Annotated in this window: 15 protein-coding genes and 1 pseudogene; 3 read left to right on the top strand and 13 right to left on the bottom strand. The window is 59.4% G+C overall.

The window, feature by feature from the left end; genetic code table 11:
- Nucleotides 1-11: 11 nt before the first annotated feature.
- The 4 genes from CENROD_RS07170 to bcsD form a co-directional block, all read right to left on the bottom strand.
- Nucleotides 12-2,009, bottom strand: coding sequence for a glycosyltransferase family protein (locus tag CENROD_RS07170; protein WP_022773522.1), 1,998 nt, complete (start codon nt 2,007-2,009; stop codon nt 12-14).
- Nucleotides 2,006-2,776, bottom strand: a complete 771-nt coding sequence (gene bcsQ / locus CENROD_RS07165) for a cellulose biosynthesis protein BcsQ (RefSeq protein ID WP_041193377.1) — start codon at nt 2,774-2,776, stop codon at nt 2,006-2,008. Before bcsQ ends, CENROD_RS07170 begins: the two co-directional genes overlap by 4 nt.
- Before the next feature lie 184 nt (nt 2,777-2,960).
- Nucleotides 2,961-3,908, bottom strand: coding sequence for a hypothetical protein (locus tag CENROD_RS07160; RefSeq protein WP_022773510.1), 948 nt, complete (start codon nt 3,906-3,908; stop codon nt 2,961-2,963).
- A 33-nt stretch (nt 3,909-3,941) separates the two neighbouring features.
- On the bottom strand, nt 3,942-4,412 hold the full coding sequence (gene bcsD, locus CENROD_RS07155) for a cellulose biosynthesis protein BcsD (RefSeq protein ID WP_022773506.1): 471 nt from the start codon (nt 4,410-4,412) through the stop codon (nt 3,942-3,944).
- A gap of 285 nt (nt 4,413-4,697) precedes the next feature.
- On the opposite strand from bcsD, the gene CENROD_RS14330 reads away from it, so the two are divergent.
- Nucleotides 4,698-5,372: a PEP-CTERM sorting domain-containing protein gene (locus CENROD_RS14330; RefSeq protein WP_022773502.1), complete on the top strand. Its 675-nt coding sequence runs from the start codon at nt 4,698-4,700 to the stop codon at nt 5,370-5,372.
- Nucleotides 5,373-5,502: 130 nt separating this feature from the next.
- On the opposite strand, the gene CENROD_RS07145 is transcribed toward CENROD_RS14330, so the two are convergent.
- Genes CENROD_RS07145 through CENROD_RS07130 form a run of 4 tightly spaced genes read right to left on the bottom strand, consistent with a single transcriptional unit; the run spans nt 5,503 to nt 10,163 of the window.
- The gene (locus tag CENROD_RS07145; RefSeq protein ID WP_022773498.1) at nt 5,503-6,297 is read right to left on the bottom strand and encodes a transglycosylase domain-containing protein; all 795 of its coding nucleotides are present in this window, start codon (nt 6,295-6,297) and stop codon (nt 5,503-5,505) included.
- Nucleotides 6,294-7,148 (bottom strand): shikimate dehydrogenase, encoded by an 855-nt coding sequence (gene aroE, locus CENROD_RS07140; RefSeq protein ID WP_022773494.1) that lies wholly within the window; start codon nt 7,146-7,148, stop codon nt 6,294-6,296. Before aroE ends, CENROD_RS07145 begins: the two co-directional genes overlap by 4 nt.
- A gap of 14 nt (nt 7,149-7,162) precedes the next feature.
- On the bottom strand, nt 7,163-8,014 hold the full coding sequence (locus tag CENROD_RS07135; RefSeq protein WP_022773490.1) for an energy transducer TonB: 852 nt from the start codon (nt 8,012-8,014) through the stop codon (nt 7,163-7,165).
- Between the two features lie 4 nt (nt 8,015-8,018).
- Nucleotides 8,019-10,163 carry a ribonuclease catalytic domain-containing protein gene (locus CENROD_RS07130; RefSeq protein WP_022773486.1) on the bottom strand — a complete coding sequence of 715 codons (2,145 nt, stop codon included), beginning with the start codon at nt 10,161-10,163 and terminating at the stop codon, nt 8,019-8,021.
- A gap of 82 nt (nt 10,164-10,245) precedes the next feature.
- On the opposite strand from CENROD_RS07130, the gene CENROD_RS07125 reads away from it, so the two are divergent.
- Entirely contained in the window at nt 10,246-11,085 is an 840-nt protein-coding gene (locus tag CENROD_RS07125; protein WP_022773482.1) for a hypothetical protein, read from the top strand.
- Nucleotides 11,086-11,132: 47 nt separating this feature from the next.
- On the opposite strand, the gene CENROD_RS07120 is transcribed toward CENROD_RS07125, so the two are convergent.
- The 5 genes and pseudogenes from CENROD_RS07120 to CENROD_RS14075 form a co-directional block, all read right to left on the bottom strand.
- A complete protein-coding gene (locus CENROD_RS07120; RefSeq protein ID WP_022773478.1) occupies nt 11,133-11,549 on the bottom strand; it encodes a type II toxin-antitoxin system HicB family antitoxin in 417 nt (138 codons plus the stop codon).
- Nucleotides 11,550-11,558: 9 nt separating this feature from the next.
- Nucleotides 11,559-11,744, bottom strand: a complete 186-nt coding sequence (locus tag CENROD_RS07115) for a type II toxin-antitoxin system HicA family toxin (RefSeq protein ID WP_022773474.1) — start codon at nt 11,742-11,744, stop codon at nt 11,559-11,561.
- Between the two features lie 298 nt (nt 11,745-12,042).
- Nucleotides 12,043-12,687 (bottom strand): SprT family zinc-dependent metalloprotease, encoded by a 645-nt coding sequence (locus tag CENROD_RS14080; RefSeq protein WP_022773471.1) that lies wholly within the window; start codon nt 12,685-12,687, stop codon nt 12,043-12,045.
- Nucleotides 12,688-12,768: 81 nt separating this feature from the next.
- Nucleotides 12,769-12,906: pseudogene (locus tag CENROD_RS14655) on the bottom strand (hypothetical protein); the annotation flags it as partial.
- Nucleotides 12,907-12,950: 44 nt separating this feature from the next.
- On the bottom strand, nt 12,951-13,427 hold the full coding sequence (locus CENROD_RS14075; RefSeq protein ID WP_202961141.1) for an ATP-binding protein: 477 nt from the start codon (nt 13,425-13,427) through the stop codon (nt 12,951-12,953).
- Between the two features lie 204 nt (nt 13,428-13,631).
- Between CENROD_RS14075 and CENROD_RS13095 the strand changes: the two genes are divergently transcribed.
- Nucleotides 13,632-14,465 (top strand): IS5 family transposase, encoded by an 834-nt coding sequence (locus tag CENROD_RS13095; RefSeq protein WP_081699931.1) that lies wholly within the window; start codon nt 13,632-13,634, stop codon nt 14,463-14,465.
- The last annotated feature ends 107 nt before the right edge of the window (nt 14,466-14,572 follow it).

The raw sequence follows: 14,572 nt of genomic DNA, 5'->3' as shown, positions 1-14,572 counted from the left end.
GGTAACGGGGGTCAGGTTGTGGAGCGACGCGGAGTGCCTTGCCGCCCTTGTGTCGCCCGCTTGACCCAGGCAGGCAACAGGTTGTCTGCGTCCCGATCCGGGAACCATTCGGGCCAGTCGGGGGTGCGGGCCAGTGCTGCCGATACGAATCGAGCAAATTCTGTCCGGTCTGCGACGTCAACCGTGACCTCGCGCCGGGACTCCGAGACGGCCAGCACTTTGGCGGGAACGGCGCATTCGTCGTTGTCGCAAAAGATCGAGACAGCGATGTCTTCTTCGGCCGTCCACGGCACGTCGATGGGCGTGGCGATGCGTAGCGGGAGTTGCGGGAAATTGGCCGTCTCGCACACCATGGATCGTTGTTGGGCGCTGCGCAGCATGGCGGATAAGCGCTGCCTACGCAGGGTATGTAGCCGAATTTCTTCCATTTCTCCGCAAACGGCCCAGTACGCCATCAGCAACACCCATACGGTGGCGGACCACACGGCGTAGAGCGTCGTGGCATCCCCGTCCCCGAAGCGCTGCGCCGCGATGACCAGCGCAGCGAGGTGGGCTACAGCCAGCAAGGCGTGATAGGGTTTCCAAAGGCCCTCCACCATGCGTTCCCAGGTACACCATCTGTGCAGTCGCAAGCGGCGTACTGGTGTCGATAAAGCCGTCAACAACAGCAAATGGATGCCCAGTAGCCCATCCCGCGCAGCGTTCCACCACGATGGCACGGCCCGGTCATGGAGCAGCCAGGCACCAAACAGCGCATGCGGCAAGACCAGCGCCAGCAGCATCGGTACGTCGCCGGGGATGGGGTCGATACCGGCCAGGAAATACCACAGTGGCACAGTGGCGGCAACGGGGACGCCTGTTTTGCGCCAGGGATCGAACAACCGCTGCGCCTGGTGCAGCACCGCTCGCCATGTCCGCGAAGTGGGGTCAATGGGGGTGCAGCCCCATTCCCCGGTGGGGGAGGCAGCGAGAAGCCAGTCCATGTCGATGCCTGCGCGGAGCATCGCCGCTGCAGGGTGCATGGGTGTCGCAGCCTCGGCAGCAGCGGCATGGGTCAGCCAGAAGCTGCGGCGCAGCAGCAGGCATTCCTGGGGAACGGGGCCGTTGTGCCGTTGCGACGGCGCAGTGGGCAATGTGGGGGGAAGAAAACCATGCCCGGGGGTGGCAACGAGTCCCAGCAGGGGGCGCTGCGCAAACCACCCCACGCTTTGTCGCAGCGCTTGGGGATGCACCGTCTGCCCGGCACGCAGAATCAGCACGACATCGTCCTTGGTTGGCCATAGCGCGTTGCGCAGATGGTCGAGCGTGCAGTGGGATTCGGCAGAGGGAGGAATCCACGTCAGCGGAACCTGCGACACACCCAGGGCACGCACACGCTCCTCGTCCCCGCCCGTATCAATGCCGTAGAGCGTACGCATGTGCCGGGGCCAATCCAGCGCATCAGCGCTACGCAGCGTATGGGCGATGTCTTCGGCGTTGGCTTGGGCGCATAACACGAAAACGCCCACCCTGGGCCACTCCTGCGCATCCTGCGGTAGCGCGGAAGGGACGCGGCGGAGCGGGAACTGCGTCGCCAGCCATTGCGTGCAGTACCCGAGCACGCACCCCAGCTCCACTACCCACAGCGCCATGGCGATGCGGAAATCCCGGCCATCGGCCAGCGCCCAGATCGCATCGAACCGCCAATACAGATACCGCGACGTAGAGAACACGGCCAGCGCGCACAACACCAGCGACGCAGACAGACCATCATGGCCGCGCGCCCACAGCGCAACAAAGAGCAGCGGGACGACGAGGAGTACCTGCCCTTGCAAGCCGAATTGCAGCGGCATCAATAACGGCACACACAGCGCATAGCCCACCAGCATGGATTCCGGAACCCCAGGAATGTTCCAGAGGAACCAATTCGCCAGCCGGTCCACGGCTGGAAAAGGAGTGCCAGGCCCTGCTGTGGGGGCAGATTTTCCCCAGCGTTGGCGCCACAACGACAAAAACAACCCCGGGGTCATCGGGGTGGCGTGTGGGCCAAGGTGTCGAGCAACCAGGCAGCCGCCCGCGTCCAGTCCAGACTAGCCTGCGCGTGCGGTTCGTACTCCAGCACGGTGCGCTGAAAGGCGAGCGCCTCCCCCACGGCTTCGTCGCGGTGGATGTCCACGGGGCAGAGCCGATTCCCCAAGTGCTGGCGTAGAAAAGCCGCCGTATCGCGGTTCAGGGCTTCGCTGCGATCGACCTGGTTGAGCAGGTAGTGCGCACGCAGCAGACTTTGGGGGAACGACGCCAACCACCCCTCCATCGCGGGAATGGCGGCGTAGGAACCAGCATCGGCCATGAGTACCAGCAGCACGAGGTCTGCGCAGGCAAAGACTTGCCGGAGGTACACGGAAGGCCCAGGGGGGGTATCGATCAGTACGAGGGCATCGTGATCGATCCCATAGTGGCGCAGTTGCTGTCCGATCCAGCCAGGCTGTTCTGCCAGCAAAGACTCAAAAGCCTGGCGCTCGATTTCGGTGGCATCCCCATAGGGAAGGCAGACGATGCCGCAATCCGCAGTGCGCGCAATCGCTGACCAGTCGCCCCCTGCAATCGACTGCGTACAAACCCCAGGGGCATGATCTTCGGTATTGCCGAAGTGCCAGTGCAAGGCATTTTGGGGGTCGAGATCGAGCGTGCGCACCCGCTCGCCACCCAGCGTGGCAGCCAGGGCCACGGACAGATTCGCCGTGGCGGACGTCTTGCCGACGCCACCCTTCATGGAGATGACCCCGATGATGCTCATCTACCGTGCCAGTCGCGAAGTGGTTTCTCGAAGCTCCCCTGGCCTGCAATCGGGAGGGGGGATGGGGGGGACGGAAACGGCCATGACATTCCCGATGCGGGGCGATTGTGCAAAGTCATCAAAGTCATAGATGGATTGATGGCCATTGTTCTGAGCGTTTTCATAGCCGTTTCCATGGCCGTCTTCATGGCCGTTTGCGCAGCCTGCCGAGGAAGGACGACTTTTTGGCAGTGGCCTTCTCGGAAGGGGCATTCGGGTTTTCAAGTCGGCGAAAGAGGCTTTTGAGAGGCTCTGTGGATTTGGCAGCGTCTCCCGAGGCCTCCGCCTGCTCGGCGGCCTTGCGAAAGAGTCCATGGAAGGCTGGGGGGGCAGCGGGCGCTGCAGCAGCGTCCTGTGGAGCAGCCGGGGGGGCGGTAGGTGTCATGACAGGCGTCATGATGGGTGGCGCAGTGGGCGCTGGCGGTACCTCCCGAGTAGGTTCGGGGTGGGGAGGTTCGTGGGGGGGATGCATGACGGCAGCGCGGGTGCCCAGCACACCGTGGGCTGGTGGGAGGACTTCCGCACTGCGCCGAGGGGGGAAGGGATGCGCCGCAGCACTCGGCAGTGGCGATGGCGCCGTAGGTGCCGGTGCAGGTGGTGGTGCATGCACAGGCTTGGGGAGGGGCGCAACGTAAGCAGGCTGGGGCGGTGGCGCGGGTTCTGGCGCATTGACGGGTGTCGGCGTGGAGGTCTGCGCATAGAGGGGCGCAGCAATCGGGGGAACACCTGATGCTGGCGTGGCCTCGCCGAACGTGGGCGACCGTGCGGCGCGGGGTGCAGACCCTGCGGCGTGGGCAGTACCTTGCGTGATGCGGCCCAGCCCCTGCGCAAGCTGGGCGCCCAAGCCAGGCATGCTGGGTTGGGGTGGTGGAGCGGCGGGTGCTGGATTCGTAGCCCCGCGCCAGAGGGCGCGCGCTTCTTCCGCCAGCGGCTCCGGTTCGGGCTGCTGTTGCGGGGGCATGGCCCGGAAAAGGGGCCAGCGCTGCTGTGCCTCGGTGGCTTGTGCAGCCTGCGCGGCGGTGGGCCGCTCCGGTTGCAGGGATTGGAGCAAGGGGGATATGCGATCCCCCGGCTGGTCGGCAGCAAGCACCACGACGGTACCCCCGGATAGTGGTTCTGGCAGAAATCAGGAAAGTTGACCGAAGCGCAGGGTGACGGTCATGTCCCCGCAGGCCTCCGTCACGGCTTGCACCCGCATCGAAGCCCCGGCGCCGAGGCTGGCGAACAGCGCTTGGTAAAAACCTTCGAGCAGCCCCACGCTCCAGCCCAGGTGTTCTTCTCCAAAGGCCTCTGCCAGCGGTGCGGCCTGGTGCTCAATATCGATGGTGCCCCGTGCTTCTGACAATTGCACCCAACCCCAATGGAGCTGCAACCAGAATTCGTTGACGGCTTCTTCCAGTTCAGCGAGCGTTTGCGCTTGTTCGAACCGGTCGCCGGCATCGTTGGCAAAGCGTTCCCCCACTTTGAAGAAAAGCTGCCGCAACCCCTCTGCGTCGGCGCTGGCGGCAAGCTCAATGGCCAGTGCGCGCAGCACGGGCAGCCATTGCAGAGACACCTGCTGGCTGCGGAAGTAAGTCTGGAGTGCATCGCTGGACATGAAAACGCCCCCTCGGCAACGGAGCGCGGCAAGCCCCGCGCGACGGGCAGAGCACGGAGAACCCGCGCTACGAATTTCGCCGGAAATTCTAGGAGCCTGCACGCTATGTGCGGCGTACCACCGGAAATCCGGTAGGACTAGCCCCCCACTGTGCGGTGAATGTAACAAATGTCACAACTTTGCAGTAGGTGCCACACATTTTCTGCGCAGGCTGGGACGTTGCCACCTACTATTTGGTCATAGATTCTTGTTGCATTCATTCCATCCATTCATAAGGAGATCGCCATGAATACCTTGACTTCCCTCGCCAAAGCCGCTCTGTGCGCCCTTGCTTCCTCTGCTTGCCTGGTTGGTGCTTCGCACGCTGCGATTGATGCCGGTAGCGTCATCAAGCTCAACTGGACGGAACAGTTCGGTGCGCAAGCTGCAGGCAACGGCATGTATGTAGGTAGCGTGGTATCGGGCCCTGGGGCTGGGGAGTCGTTCCTGAGCTTCTGCCTGGAACACGGAGAAACCTTCAACATCGGTGCCAAAATGTTTGTGAAAGACGTGACCGAAATCACCAGCTCCAGGGACGTGCTGGATTCCAGGACGGCATGGTTGTTCACGCAGTTCAGCAACGGTGTCGATGGTTACCGCGTGACCGATTCCTCGACCAATCTGTCGATGCAAAACGCGATTTGGTACCTTGAACAGGAATTTGGTATCAACAAGCTCAGCCGGGATGCCCAAGCCAGTGCTTGGGTACAGGCAGCGACCGATGCGGTCGAGTCCGGCCAGTGGACTGGTTTGGGCAATGTGCGGGTGATCAACCTCTACAAGAATGCTGCGTACACCCAGGACGCGCAAGACCAGCTTTACATGCTGCCCACCACGCCGGTTCCCGAACCCGAAAGCTATGCCATGCTGCTGGCTGGGCTGGGCATCGTCGGTGCCATGGCGCGCCGCCGCCGTGCTTGATTTGCGCCTAAGCGGCTGCGCCCGGTGCGGGCGCATCTCCTCGCTACGCTTGCTCCGCGTTCTGGTCTGACTTCCTCGGCCAGTGCAATCCCAAGGCCCCGCAAGGGGCTTTGGTGTTTCTGGGACTTGGCTACGGAATCTCCGCGCTCGCCATGCGCCGCTGAATGACCGCAGCGCGGCCAGCGACGTAGCTGGAATTCGGCAGCTTCTCGAAGTACTTGGGGCGTGGGAGCATCACGGCCAGCCGGGCTGCCTCGTTCGCGCCCAATTTGGCTGCCGGTTTGCGGAAATAGCGCCGTGCTGCGGCTTCCGCGCCAAAAACGCCTTCCCCCCACTCGACGTGGTTGAGATAAATCTCGAAGATGCGGCGTTTGTCGAGCATCGCTTCGAGCATCAGCGTCAGCACGAATTCCTGCCCCTTGCGTAGCAGGGTTCGTTCCCCCGAGAGCAGTAGGTTTTTCGCCAACTGCTGGGTGATCGTCGATCCGCCGTACACCTTGGGGGGCTTCGTGGCCTTACCGGGTTTGCTGGCCCTGGAGGGGGCTGCGTGGGGGGGAACGGGGCGTGGCTTTTCCCGTTGCCGTTGCTTTTCCATGCGAGCCTGCGCTTGCAGATTTTTTTCCCATGCTTTTTCGACCGCGTTCCAGTCGATTCCGTCATGGTGCGCAAAGCCGTCGTCTTCGCTGGCGATCACCGCACGCTTGAGCGATGGCGCAATCGCCGCGTAGGGCACCCACTGCTGTTTCCACTGCAATGGGGTATCGCCCTGCGCAAGGCGCGCCCATTCGGATCGCTCAAAAGTCGTCGAAGCGGGGTCGACAACCGCCAGCAGCGCGACACGCGCCAGAAAAAACCCTTGCCAGCACAACAGCCCCACGGCCATCCACCCTAGCCAGCATGTCCATCGTGGCAGGCGCAGTGTCATGGCGCAGCGCCCTCCACCATGGCGCGCAAGGCTGCCAGCACCTCCCCGGTCGGGGGACGCACGCCGCGCCAGAGCCAAAACGATTCCGCAGCTTGTTCGACGAGCATCCCCAGGCCGTCGCACGCCTGGGCGCCGTGGTGGCGCGCCCAGGCCAGAAAAGGCTGTGCGGCCGCGCCATACATCAGGTCGTAGGCCAGCGTTGCGGGGTGCAGCACCCGCGCATCGACCGGGACGGGCGCGCCGTGCAGGCTGCTGCTGCTGGCATTGCACAGCACATCGACAGGCTCCGCCACATCCGCCAAGCCCGCAGCATGCAAGGCCACCCCGCATTCCCGCGCCAGCGCTTGGTGCCTGTGTACCAGTTCCTCGGCGCGCGAGATGGTGCGATTGGCCACTGTGACCCAGGCAGGCCGACGGCGCAGCAGCGGCCCCAGCACCCCGGCGGCGGCGCCGCCCGCGCCCAGCAGCAAGATGCGCCGACCCGCAAGGGCACAGCGGGCGTTCTGTTCCAGATCGCGCACCAGCCCAATGCCATCGGTGTTGTGCGCGACGATGCGCCCCTCTACGATGCACAACGTGTTGCCCGCTTGCGCCAGCGCCACGTCTACGCTCGCTTCATCCGCCAGCGCACAGGCTTCGCTTTTGCAGGGGACGGTGACGTTGCAACCGCGCAACCCGGCTTCGACCAATGCAGGCAGGCACGCTGCCAGGCCCTGCGTCGGCACTTCGATGGCGTCGTAGCGGATGCGTTGTTGCGTCAGCGCCGCAAAGCGGGCGTGGATCCAGGGCGAGCGGCTGTGGCCGATCGGGCGGCCCAGTACGGCGTAGCGGTCGGTGATGGCGTGGGGCATGGTGCGTAGGGATGTCAGGGCGCCGCGCCGACGTGGGCGGCAAACCCTTCCTCGCGGGTGAACTGGAAGCGGGAAATCACGACGATCTGGTCGGACTGCTTGCGCATGGCCTCGGTAAAGCGGCCAAAGGGCGCTGCGCTGCGAACGATGCGTTGCGCATGCAAATCGAGCGCACGTTGCCCGGAACTGTGTTCAATGCGGGTATCCAGCACCGTGCCGTGCGTGTCGATGGTGATCGACATCAGCAGCTCCCCATACAGCTTGCGGCCCTGGGTTTCGGGAAAGTGCAGCGTTCCCTGTTCTTCGATGGCGCGGCGCAGGTGGTCGTAGTAGAGGGCGTAGACGGCTTCGCGGGTCGTGGGGCTGATGTAGCGCTTGCGTGGGCGGGCGTTTTCGCGCTGGATGCGCCGCTCGATTTCGGCCAGCATTTCGACGAGCTGGCGTTGCTTGCGCTGTTGCGCGTCTTCGGCCTCGGCCTTGCGGGCTGTGGTCTGCGCCATGGCCCGCAGGGTGCCGCGCAGTTGGGTGAGGATCTGCCGCTGTTGCGCTTCCAGCGACGCAAGCTGCCGTTGCTGCGTGTCCTCGTCATCGGCGGCATCGACCGTGGTGTGCGCCGGGGGGGTAGGGCTTGTTGCACGCCCCGCTGCGGCATCGCCACCGCCGACGAGGTTGGCCTGGGCAATGGCTTGTGCGGCCTGGGGGTGTTCCGTGCTGCGCGCATTGACGAGGATGACGTCGAGCGAGGTGTGCTCGAACACGCTGTCCAGCGCCTGCGGATCGACCAAGCGCACGCTCAGCGCCACTGCATGCAACAGCAGCGAGATGCCGAGCGCCCACTCGAAGGTACTGATCGACCGTAGGTTCACGCCTTCACGTGGGCAGGGTACCGTCTTCGGTGGCGACGGTGTTGTCGGTCGTGTCGGTGGTACCGGCGTCTTCGGGAGCGTCTGCCAGGTCGACGTCGATGGTGATCGCAGTGGGGAGCGCTTCGTCCTCGTCGTCGGCCAGGTTCTCCAAGTCCTGGGCGTCGTCGTCCAGCGTCGAGACATAGATGGCGCGCACTTCGAGCGACACCTCGTCGATCTTGTCCAGCCGTACCCGAACCCGATCACCCCGCTCCAGCACCGGCGCCTGTACCAGGGTCAGCACCAAGGGGAGTTCGAGCGCACGCACAAGCCCTTCGCGCAGGACGAGGGCCTCAAGTTCGGCCACGCCACGTTGTTGCAGGTAGCGCAGCGTCCAAAACCGTTCCAGCGCGTTCTGCACGTCGCGGTACGCAGAGTAGGTGGCGTCGAAGTCCGAGAGGATGGCGAACAGCCGGGTATCCCGCGCCGGAAACGGGGCGGCCAGTCGCGCGGTCGTCCCGTGCCGCACGCACGCGATGAGTTGCCACTGGTTGACGAGGTCGACGTACCGCCGCAGTGGGGAGCTGCTCCAAGCGTAGTCGCGAACGCCCATTCCCGCATGGATTTGCGGTTTGGTGCTCATGCGCACCTTGACGCCGGGCGCCAGCGCGGGTTGCCCCCGATAGATCCCCGCCACGCCCAGTTCGGCCAGCCACGCCCCCCAGGTGCTGTTGGCGACGATCATCGCCTCGGAAACGATCAGGTCGAGCGGGGCGCCACGGCGACGCACGCCGATCTCGACCCACTCGCTGCCATCGGGTTCTGCGTCGGAGTGGGCATCGGCGCGCATCAAGCGAAAGTTGTAGTCTGGATGCCCTAAGGATTCGGGTTTGCCGCGAACGGCCTCTCGGTCTGCGTGCAGCCGTTGGGCCAGGCGATAGAGCAACGACAACGCGCTGCGGTAGCGCTCCACGCCCTCTGCACCGGCGCCACCATCGACGCTATCCACCCTATCCATGCCATCCGTGGTGCCTACTTGCGTCCGCCCATCGAGCCATTCTGGGGTGACGATGCCGTCGAGCCGGTCATGGCGGAGGTTGGCTTCGATATGCACTTGCTCGATGCGTGTGCTCCGTTCGACGATGTCGAGCGAATCCGCACGCACCCGCAGGTACAGCGAGAGCGCAGGGCAGTTGCGGCCTTCCTGCAGGGTGAAGCGTTCGACCACTGCGTCGGGCAGCATCGTGACTTTGTGGCCGGGAACGTAGACGGTCGATAGACGGGCGCGGCATAGGGCGTCGATGGCATCGCCTGGCTCAATGCCCAACCCTGGAATGGCGATATGGATGCCAACGGTGACGATGTCTTCCCCCAGCCCTTGCACGGAGAGCGCATCGTCGATTTCCGTTGTCGATGAATCGTCGATCGACAACGCACGCACCGGCGACAAAGGCAGCTCTTCCCACGAGTTGGGCAGGGTCGATAGATCGATTCGGGGGAACGCAGTGCCTTGCGGAAAGTGTTCGAGCAGAAAGCGTTTCCAGTGGAACTGGTAGGCCGAATCGATGGCCCCTGCGCGTACCAGCAGGTCGAGCGGAGCACACTGCGCCCTGCGCGAGGCATCGACCACTGCCTGGTATGGCGCGGAGGTTTTGTCCGGCTTGAATAGGATTTTGTGGAGCTGCTCGCGGATCGGCGCGGGGCATTCGGCGTTGCACAGTGCGTCAGACCAGGCGCGAATCTGCTGGGCGACCTGCTTTTTCTTTTCTATCGCCGCCAGCGCCAAGGCCACCGTTTGCGCGCTGGCCTTGCGGAAACGGCCCCGGCCCGCACGGCGAAAGTAGTGCGGCGCGCCGTGCAGGGCAAACAGCATCCCGGCTTGCTCCAGGGGGCTGGGGTGTGCGGAAAAGTATTCCCGCGCCAGCTCGCCAAAGTCGAAATCTTCTTCCGGCGCGAACTCCCAGGCTACGGGGATGTCTACCTCTGTGCCCACGTGCCGAGCTTGTGCAAGCCATGCCACAGGGTCGGTTGTCTCGATGGAAAGCAAGATATTGGTCGCCTTGACCTTCAGACGCCGCCCGCTATCCAGCTCGACCTGGCTGGAGGTATCGGTCTTGGTCAGCAGCCTGCCGACGTGGAACTTGCCGGCTTCTTCGATAAGCAAATGCATGGGAGCATTCTCCCAGGTTCGGTATGGCTGAGAACTATTGCTCCCCTCGCCCAGCGGGAGAGGGGCTAGGGGTGTACTGAGCATGGAATGGCTATTTGTCGGGCGCGTGATTGATGTGCATCAGCATGACAATTCGTTGGATGTGCTGCTGGTGTATGACGGTTCCAGATTGACCGGCGTCCCCGTGCTGTCTCCGATGATGACGACATCCTCCGGGGTGGCAGACTTGCACGAGCCAGAGGGGAATGAATGGGAAAGCGAGGGAAGCCGCACGCGGGATGCCTTTGCGGTTTTGGCACGCACGGCGGGGGGCGGGTATCTGGTTATCGGGTTTCTGCCCCCCCAGGTGACGGAGATCGCCTTTGACCGGCGCAATTTCCGCGTGGAGCGCCATGCTTCGGACGTGTACCGCACGACGGACGATGCCGGGAATACCGAGTATGCCCACCCTTCCGGCACGTTCCTGCGCATTGCGGAACAGCCAGAGCATGAGGATTTGACCGGGAAGGATTTTGACGGGCTGTGGAAGATCACGCGCAACAAGAACCGCCGGGTATGGCTGGCTGCAACGGTGGCGAACAGTGCCGGGGTGCAGGCCACGCTACGAATCAGCCCGGATGGTGATGTATCGCTTGACCACGTGGGGGCGTTGACGGTACGGACTGCCGGGAAAAGCACGCTGCACGTGGATACCGGCGGGAACGTATCGCTTTCGCATTCCGGCAATTTGGGCATCGACACTGCGGGCAATGCAACATGGAACGTGGATGGCAGCATGACGATCAACGCCCCCACGGTGACAATCAATGGCGTGGTATCCATCCATGGCGGTGGCCTTACCCACAATAGCAAGAATGTGGGCGATACCCATGCGCATTCCGGTGTACTTGGCGGGCCTAGCAATACGGGTGCGCCGGTGTAGCCATTGCGACATTTTGCTGGCTTTCTGTAGGAAGGCTACTGGCTAGATTACTCCACGCTCAAAACAAGGCGCTTTCCAAATACACGGGCCGCGCGGTCAAGCTGCTTTAGGCTGGGCCAATGGTGCGGGTCTTCAAGGCGTTGGGCTGCCGCCCACGATGTACCCAAGCCTCTGGCCAAGTCGGCCACGGGGCGATCACCACGGGCGCAACGCAGCAATAGGGCAGACTGTGTTTTGGCATCTGGGGCGATGTAGTACGCGCCCGCAACCCCAACGCTTGGCTGTGGAATGGCGCTTCCCTGATCCAAGTGCCAACCCAACATTGCCGAAAGCACTTCCGTGCCGTTGAACAACGCATCCTCCAACGTATCGCCCTCGGTAAAGGTGTCGGGCAAATCGATAAATGTGACGAGCAAAGCTCCGTTGTCTTGGTGTGTTACCAGAGCGGGGTAGGTTGTTTGCATCCAATCTCCTTATTTCAGTTTCACGCCAGTCTGTCGTGCAATGTTTGCCAGCAGTCCTGGGCCTAGGTCTTTGGTGCCATGCACGGGAACCGGTACAGCCACGCTTCCTTTGATCATGACATGGTGGCTTCCGTGGATTCGATCCTGCCTCCACCCTTCCGCTTTGAGTTTGGCAATGACCTGCTTCCCGTTCATGGAACAATTCTATACCAAAAATGATACAGATGGATCAATAAAGATATAAACTTCCCCGCGCCTATTGATTTCGATCAGAAACTTGTGCTACATTCCCCATGTCGCGCACATGCGCGACACGGGTTTAGCGACCCGAACATAGGCGCAGCAACCGCGCCACCCATAAAACAGGTTCGCGGTTTTTTTATTCCCGTGTTGCGCGGGCACGGTCTCCTTTTTGGCAGGCTGTGTGGGACACCGCAAGGTGTGCCGGTTCCTATGTCCGGTTCGCTAACCCGCACAGTCTGCCTACCAAATTTCAATTTACTAGCAATTGCTGACAAAGATTCCCGATATTGTCGGTTAAAGCGATTTCAAAATCTCGCGTAACATCACAATGTCCTGTTTTTGCATGAATCAATTCATGTATTAGCGTGCCTGAGTAGACGTTAAGCGATTTTAGTGACTTGCGTGACATGATGATCAAATTTGATTTTCTGTCCCAGCAGCCAAGTGTTTCTACATTTGAGAAAATGTCTTTTCTCATTGTTGATGAAATTTTAATGGACTGTACAGTTCCTGGCAGCCCGCCAAACAGTTTCACGATTTTTGGTGTAAAATAGTAAATTGCCTTCTCTTGATCTGTTAATGTTCTTATATCAACAAATGTAAATTCGTAGCTATCGTAATAGCTCGCAAAAAATTGATCAATATCAGTTATTGGGTCTCCCGACGAATCTTTTGCGCCCTGTATCTTTTGTTTTAGATTTTCTGGAATAATTATAATTTCATGATCGCTGCTCTTTGCCTTGTCGATCATGCCCGAATGTTCCATTGCTTCTAATGGCGTAATAAAAAGATATTTCCCTTGTTGGTTCAATATTTTTACTGAATGCTCCTGAACATCGATCCATGATAGTTCATCCCGTGCAGTTCCATTGCTGATATTTTGCAAATCTTCCATAAGAGTTTTGGCAACCTCTTCCGTTTTTGATGCAAGTAATATTTTCTTAATCGAATCGGCGTATGCGCTTCGACCAACATTGGCTCTCTCTCTATTGATTGCTTTCTTAATCGATGCAGTTATCGCTGTTATGTTGTAACTAAACAGAAAATTTTCCTCTTCGGAAACTTTTACTCCGTTGATATAAATATACCCTATATTATTTCCGTTACTGATAATCTGCCCATACTTGGTGTCTGCGACTATTTTTTCCTCAGAAAATTTTAGGAAAAGTTTTTTGCAGCATCAATGTCCCTTTCTGAGACACCTATCAATTCAAACTCAGTGCCAACAAAGTTTGATTCATGAGATTCTTTAATGACTGCGTGCAGAGTTTTGACATCATGAAACCCCTGCTTTGTAGATTGCTCTGTTCTGATTATGTTGTGTTTAGATTTTGCTGTTACAATTACGCCTTTCCTGTCAAAAGTTGCTAACGCATCTTTTAGACCTATGCCAAATTTTCCAATTACGTTGCCATTATCAATTTTTTCCTGATTCTCATTTTGAGTAAGATGTGTGTATTTTAGACCGCGCCCATAATCGCGTATTATCCAAGCATTTCCTATTTGGGAAATACACACATCTTTTGTTTGCGTAAGTAGCTGCTCGTCCAGCGCATTAGCAATAATTTCTCTGATTGCGTGGCACAATTCCCAGCTTTCCAATATTTTTTCAATATTGAGGTCGAATTTTTTCATACCAATTCGGCGCATTTCCGAAAGGGAATAGCTTTGCCCATAAGTCTCCATGGAGTGGTTGACTTTTGCACTTGGTTATGCGCTATTTACGACCTATCCAAAGCCTAGTACAGTTCATTTCGCCTAGGCTAAGAGCCTATTTCAGTAGGCTAATGATATATAATATTAATCATCACAGTCGCAATAACCCAGATGAGGAAAATTATGGGCCTGATATTTCATGATGATGGGTGGAGATTGCATGATGCACTCTGGGGAATAATAAAATCATCGCTCCCTGAACCCAAAAAACATCCCCTTGGTTGCCATAATCCGCGTGTATCTGATCGCAGCGCAATGAACGCAATTCTTTTCGTATTGCGAACTGGCTGCCAGTGGAACGCCTTAAACATGACGGGAATTTGCTCGTGCAGTTCTGCCTATCGACGCTTTCGCGAATGGACGAAAGCAGGTATATTTTCAGCCCTTTGGATACAACAATTGGTCGAATACGACAAATCCCAAGGCATTGATTGGGCATGGACATCCATGGATGGAGCGTTAACCAAAGCGCCCCTAGCAGGTCAGCAAACAACTGGGGCCAACCCAACAGATCGAGGCAAGCAAGGTGTCAAGCGCAGTGTGCTTACTGATGGTGCAGGCATACCGCTTGCCGTCGCCATCGACGGTGCGAATCGGCACGACATGAAGTTGGTCAGGAGTACGCTGGAAGACATCAAAGCAAAACGACCAGACCCGACGGATACAAAACCACAAGGCATCTGCTTGGACAAAGGATACGATTTTGATGAAGTAAGAGAGATCGTCAAAGAATTTGGCTTTACGGCTCACATTCGTTCCAGAGGCGAAGAAGCTAAATCTATAAAGCAAGAAGCTGGTTTCAAGGCACGGCGCTGGGTAGTAGAACGTACACATAGCTGGATGAATCGCTTTCGCCGAATTCTGGTTCGTTGGGAAAAACTTCCTGAAACGTATATCGCCATGTTGCACCTCACTTGCGCCCTAATCACTTTAAGGGCATATTGCCTACTGAAATAGGCTCTAACTCGCCACGTCTCTTTTTTTACACAACGTACAGTATACGTCGCTCCGTTTGTGCTACATTCCATCCGTCACGTTCAGCAAGGGCGTGACCGGGGGTGAGA

It is taken from the genome of Candidatus Symbiobacter mobilis CR (assembly GCF_000477435.1).
Lineage (GTDB): Bacteria > Pseudomonadota > Gammaproteobacteria > Burkholderiales > Burkholderiaceae_C > Rhodoferax > Rhodoferax mobilis.
The sequence above is the reverse complement of the archived record's forward strand: the minus strand, read 5'-3'. Positions and strand labels throughout refer to the sequence as shown.

Excerpts from the sequence above, each read along its gene's own strand:
- CENROD_RS07145 (WP_022773498.1), bottom strand. The coding sequence starts at position 6,297 with ATGACACTGCGCCTGCCACGATGGACATGCTGGCTAGGGTGGATGGCC.
- CENROD_RS14075 (WP_202961141.1), bottom strand. The coding sequence starts at position 13,427 with ATGAAAAAATTCGACCTCAATATTGAAAAAATATTGGAAAGCTGGGAA.
- CENROD_RS07125 (WP_022773482.1), top strand. The coding sequence starts at position 10,246 with ATGGAATGGCTATTTGTCGGGCGCGTGATTGATGTGCATCAGCATGAC.
- CENROD_RS14330 (WP_022773502.1), top strand. The coding sequence starts at position 4,698 with ATGAATACCTTGACTTCCCTCGCCAAAGCCGCTCTGTGCGCCCTTGCT.
- CENROD_RS07120 (WP_022773478.1), bottom strand. The coding sequence starts at position 11,549 with ATGCAAACAACCTACCCCGCTCTGGTAACACACCAAGACAACGGAGCT.
- bcsD (WP_022773506.1), bottom strand. The coding sequence starts at position 4,412 with ATGTCCAGCGATGCACTCCAGACTTACTTCCGCAGCCAGCAGGTGTCT.
- bcsQ (WP_041193377.1), bottom strand. The coding sequence starts at position 2,776 with ATGAGCATCATCGGGGTCATCTCCATGAAGGGTGGCGTCGGCAAGACG.
- CENROD_RS14080 (WP_022773471.1), bottom strand. The coding sequence starts at position 12,687 with ATGGAAGATTTGCAAAATATCAGCAATGGAACTGCACGGGATGAACTA.
- CENROD_RS13095 (WP_081699931.1), top strand. The coding sequence starts at position 13,632 with ATGGGCCTGATATTTCATGATGATGGGTGGAGATTGCATGATGCACTC.
- CENROD_RS07170 (WP_022773522.1), bottom strand. The coding sequence starts at position 2,009 with ATGACCCCGGGGTTGTTTTTGTCGTTGTGGCGCCAACGCTGGGGAAAA.
- CENROD_RS07130 (WP_022773486.1), bottom strand. The coding sequence starts at position 10,163 with ATGCATTTGCTTATCGAAGAAGCCGGCAAGTTCCACGTCGGCAGGCTG.
- aroE (WP_022773494.1), bottom strand. The coding sequence starts at position 7,148 with ATGCCCCACGCCATCACCGACCGCTACGCCGTACTGGGCCGCCCGATC.
- CENROD_RS07115 (WP_022773474.1), bottom strand. The coding sequence starts at position 11,744 with ATGAACGGGAAGCAGGTCATTGCCAAACTCAAAGCGGAAGGGTGGAGG.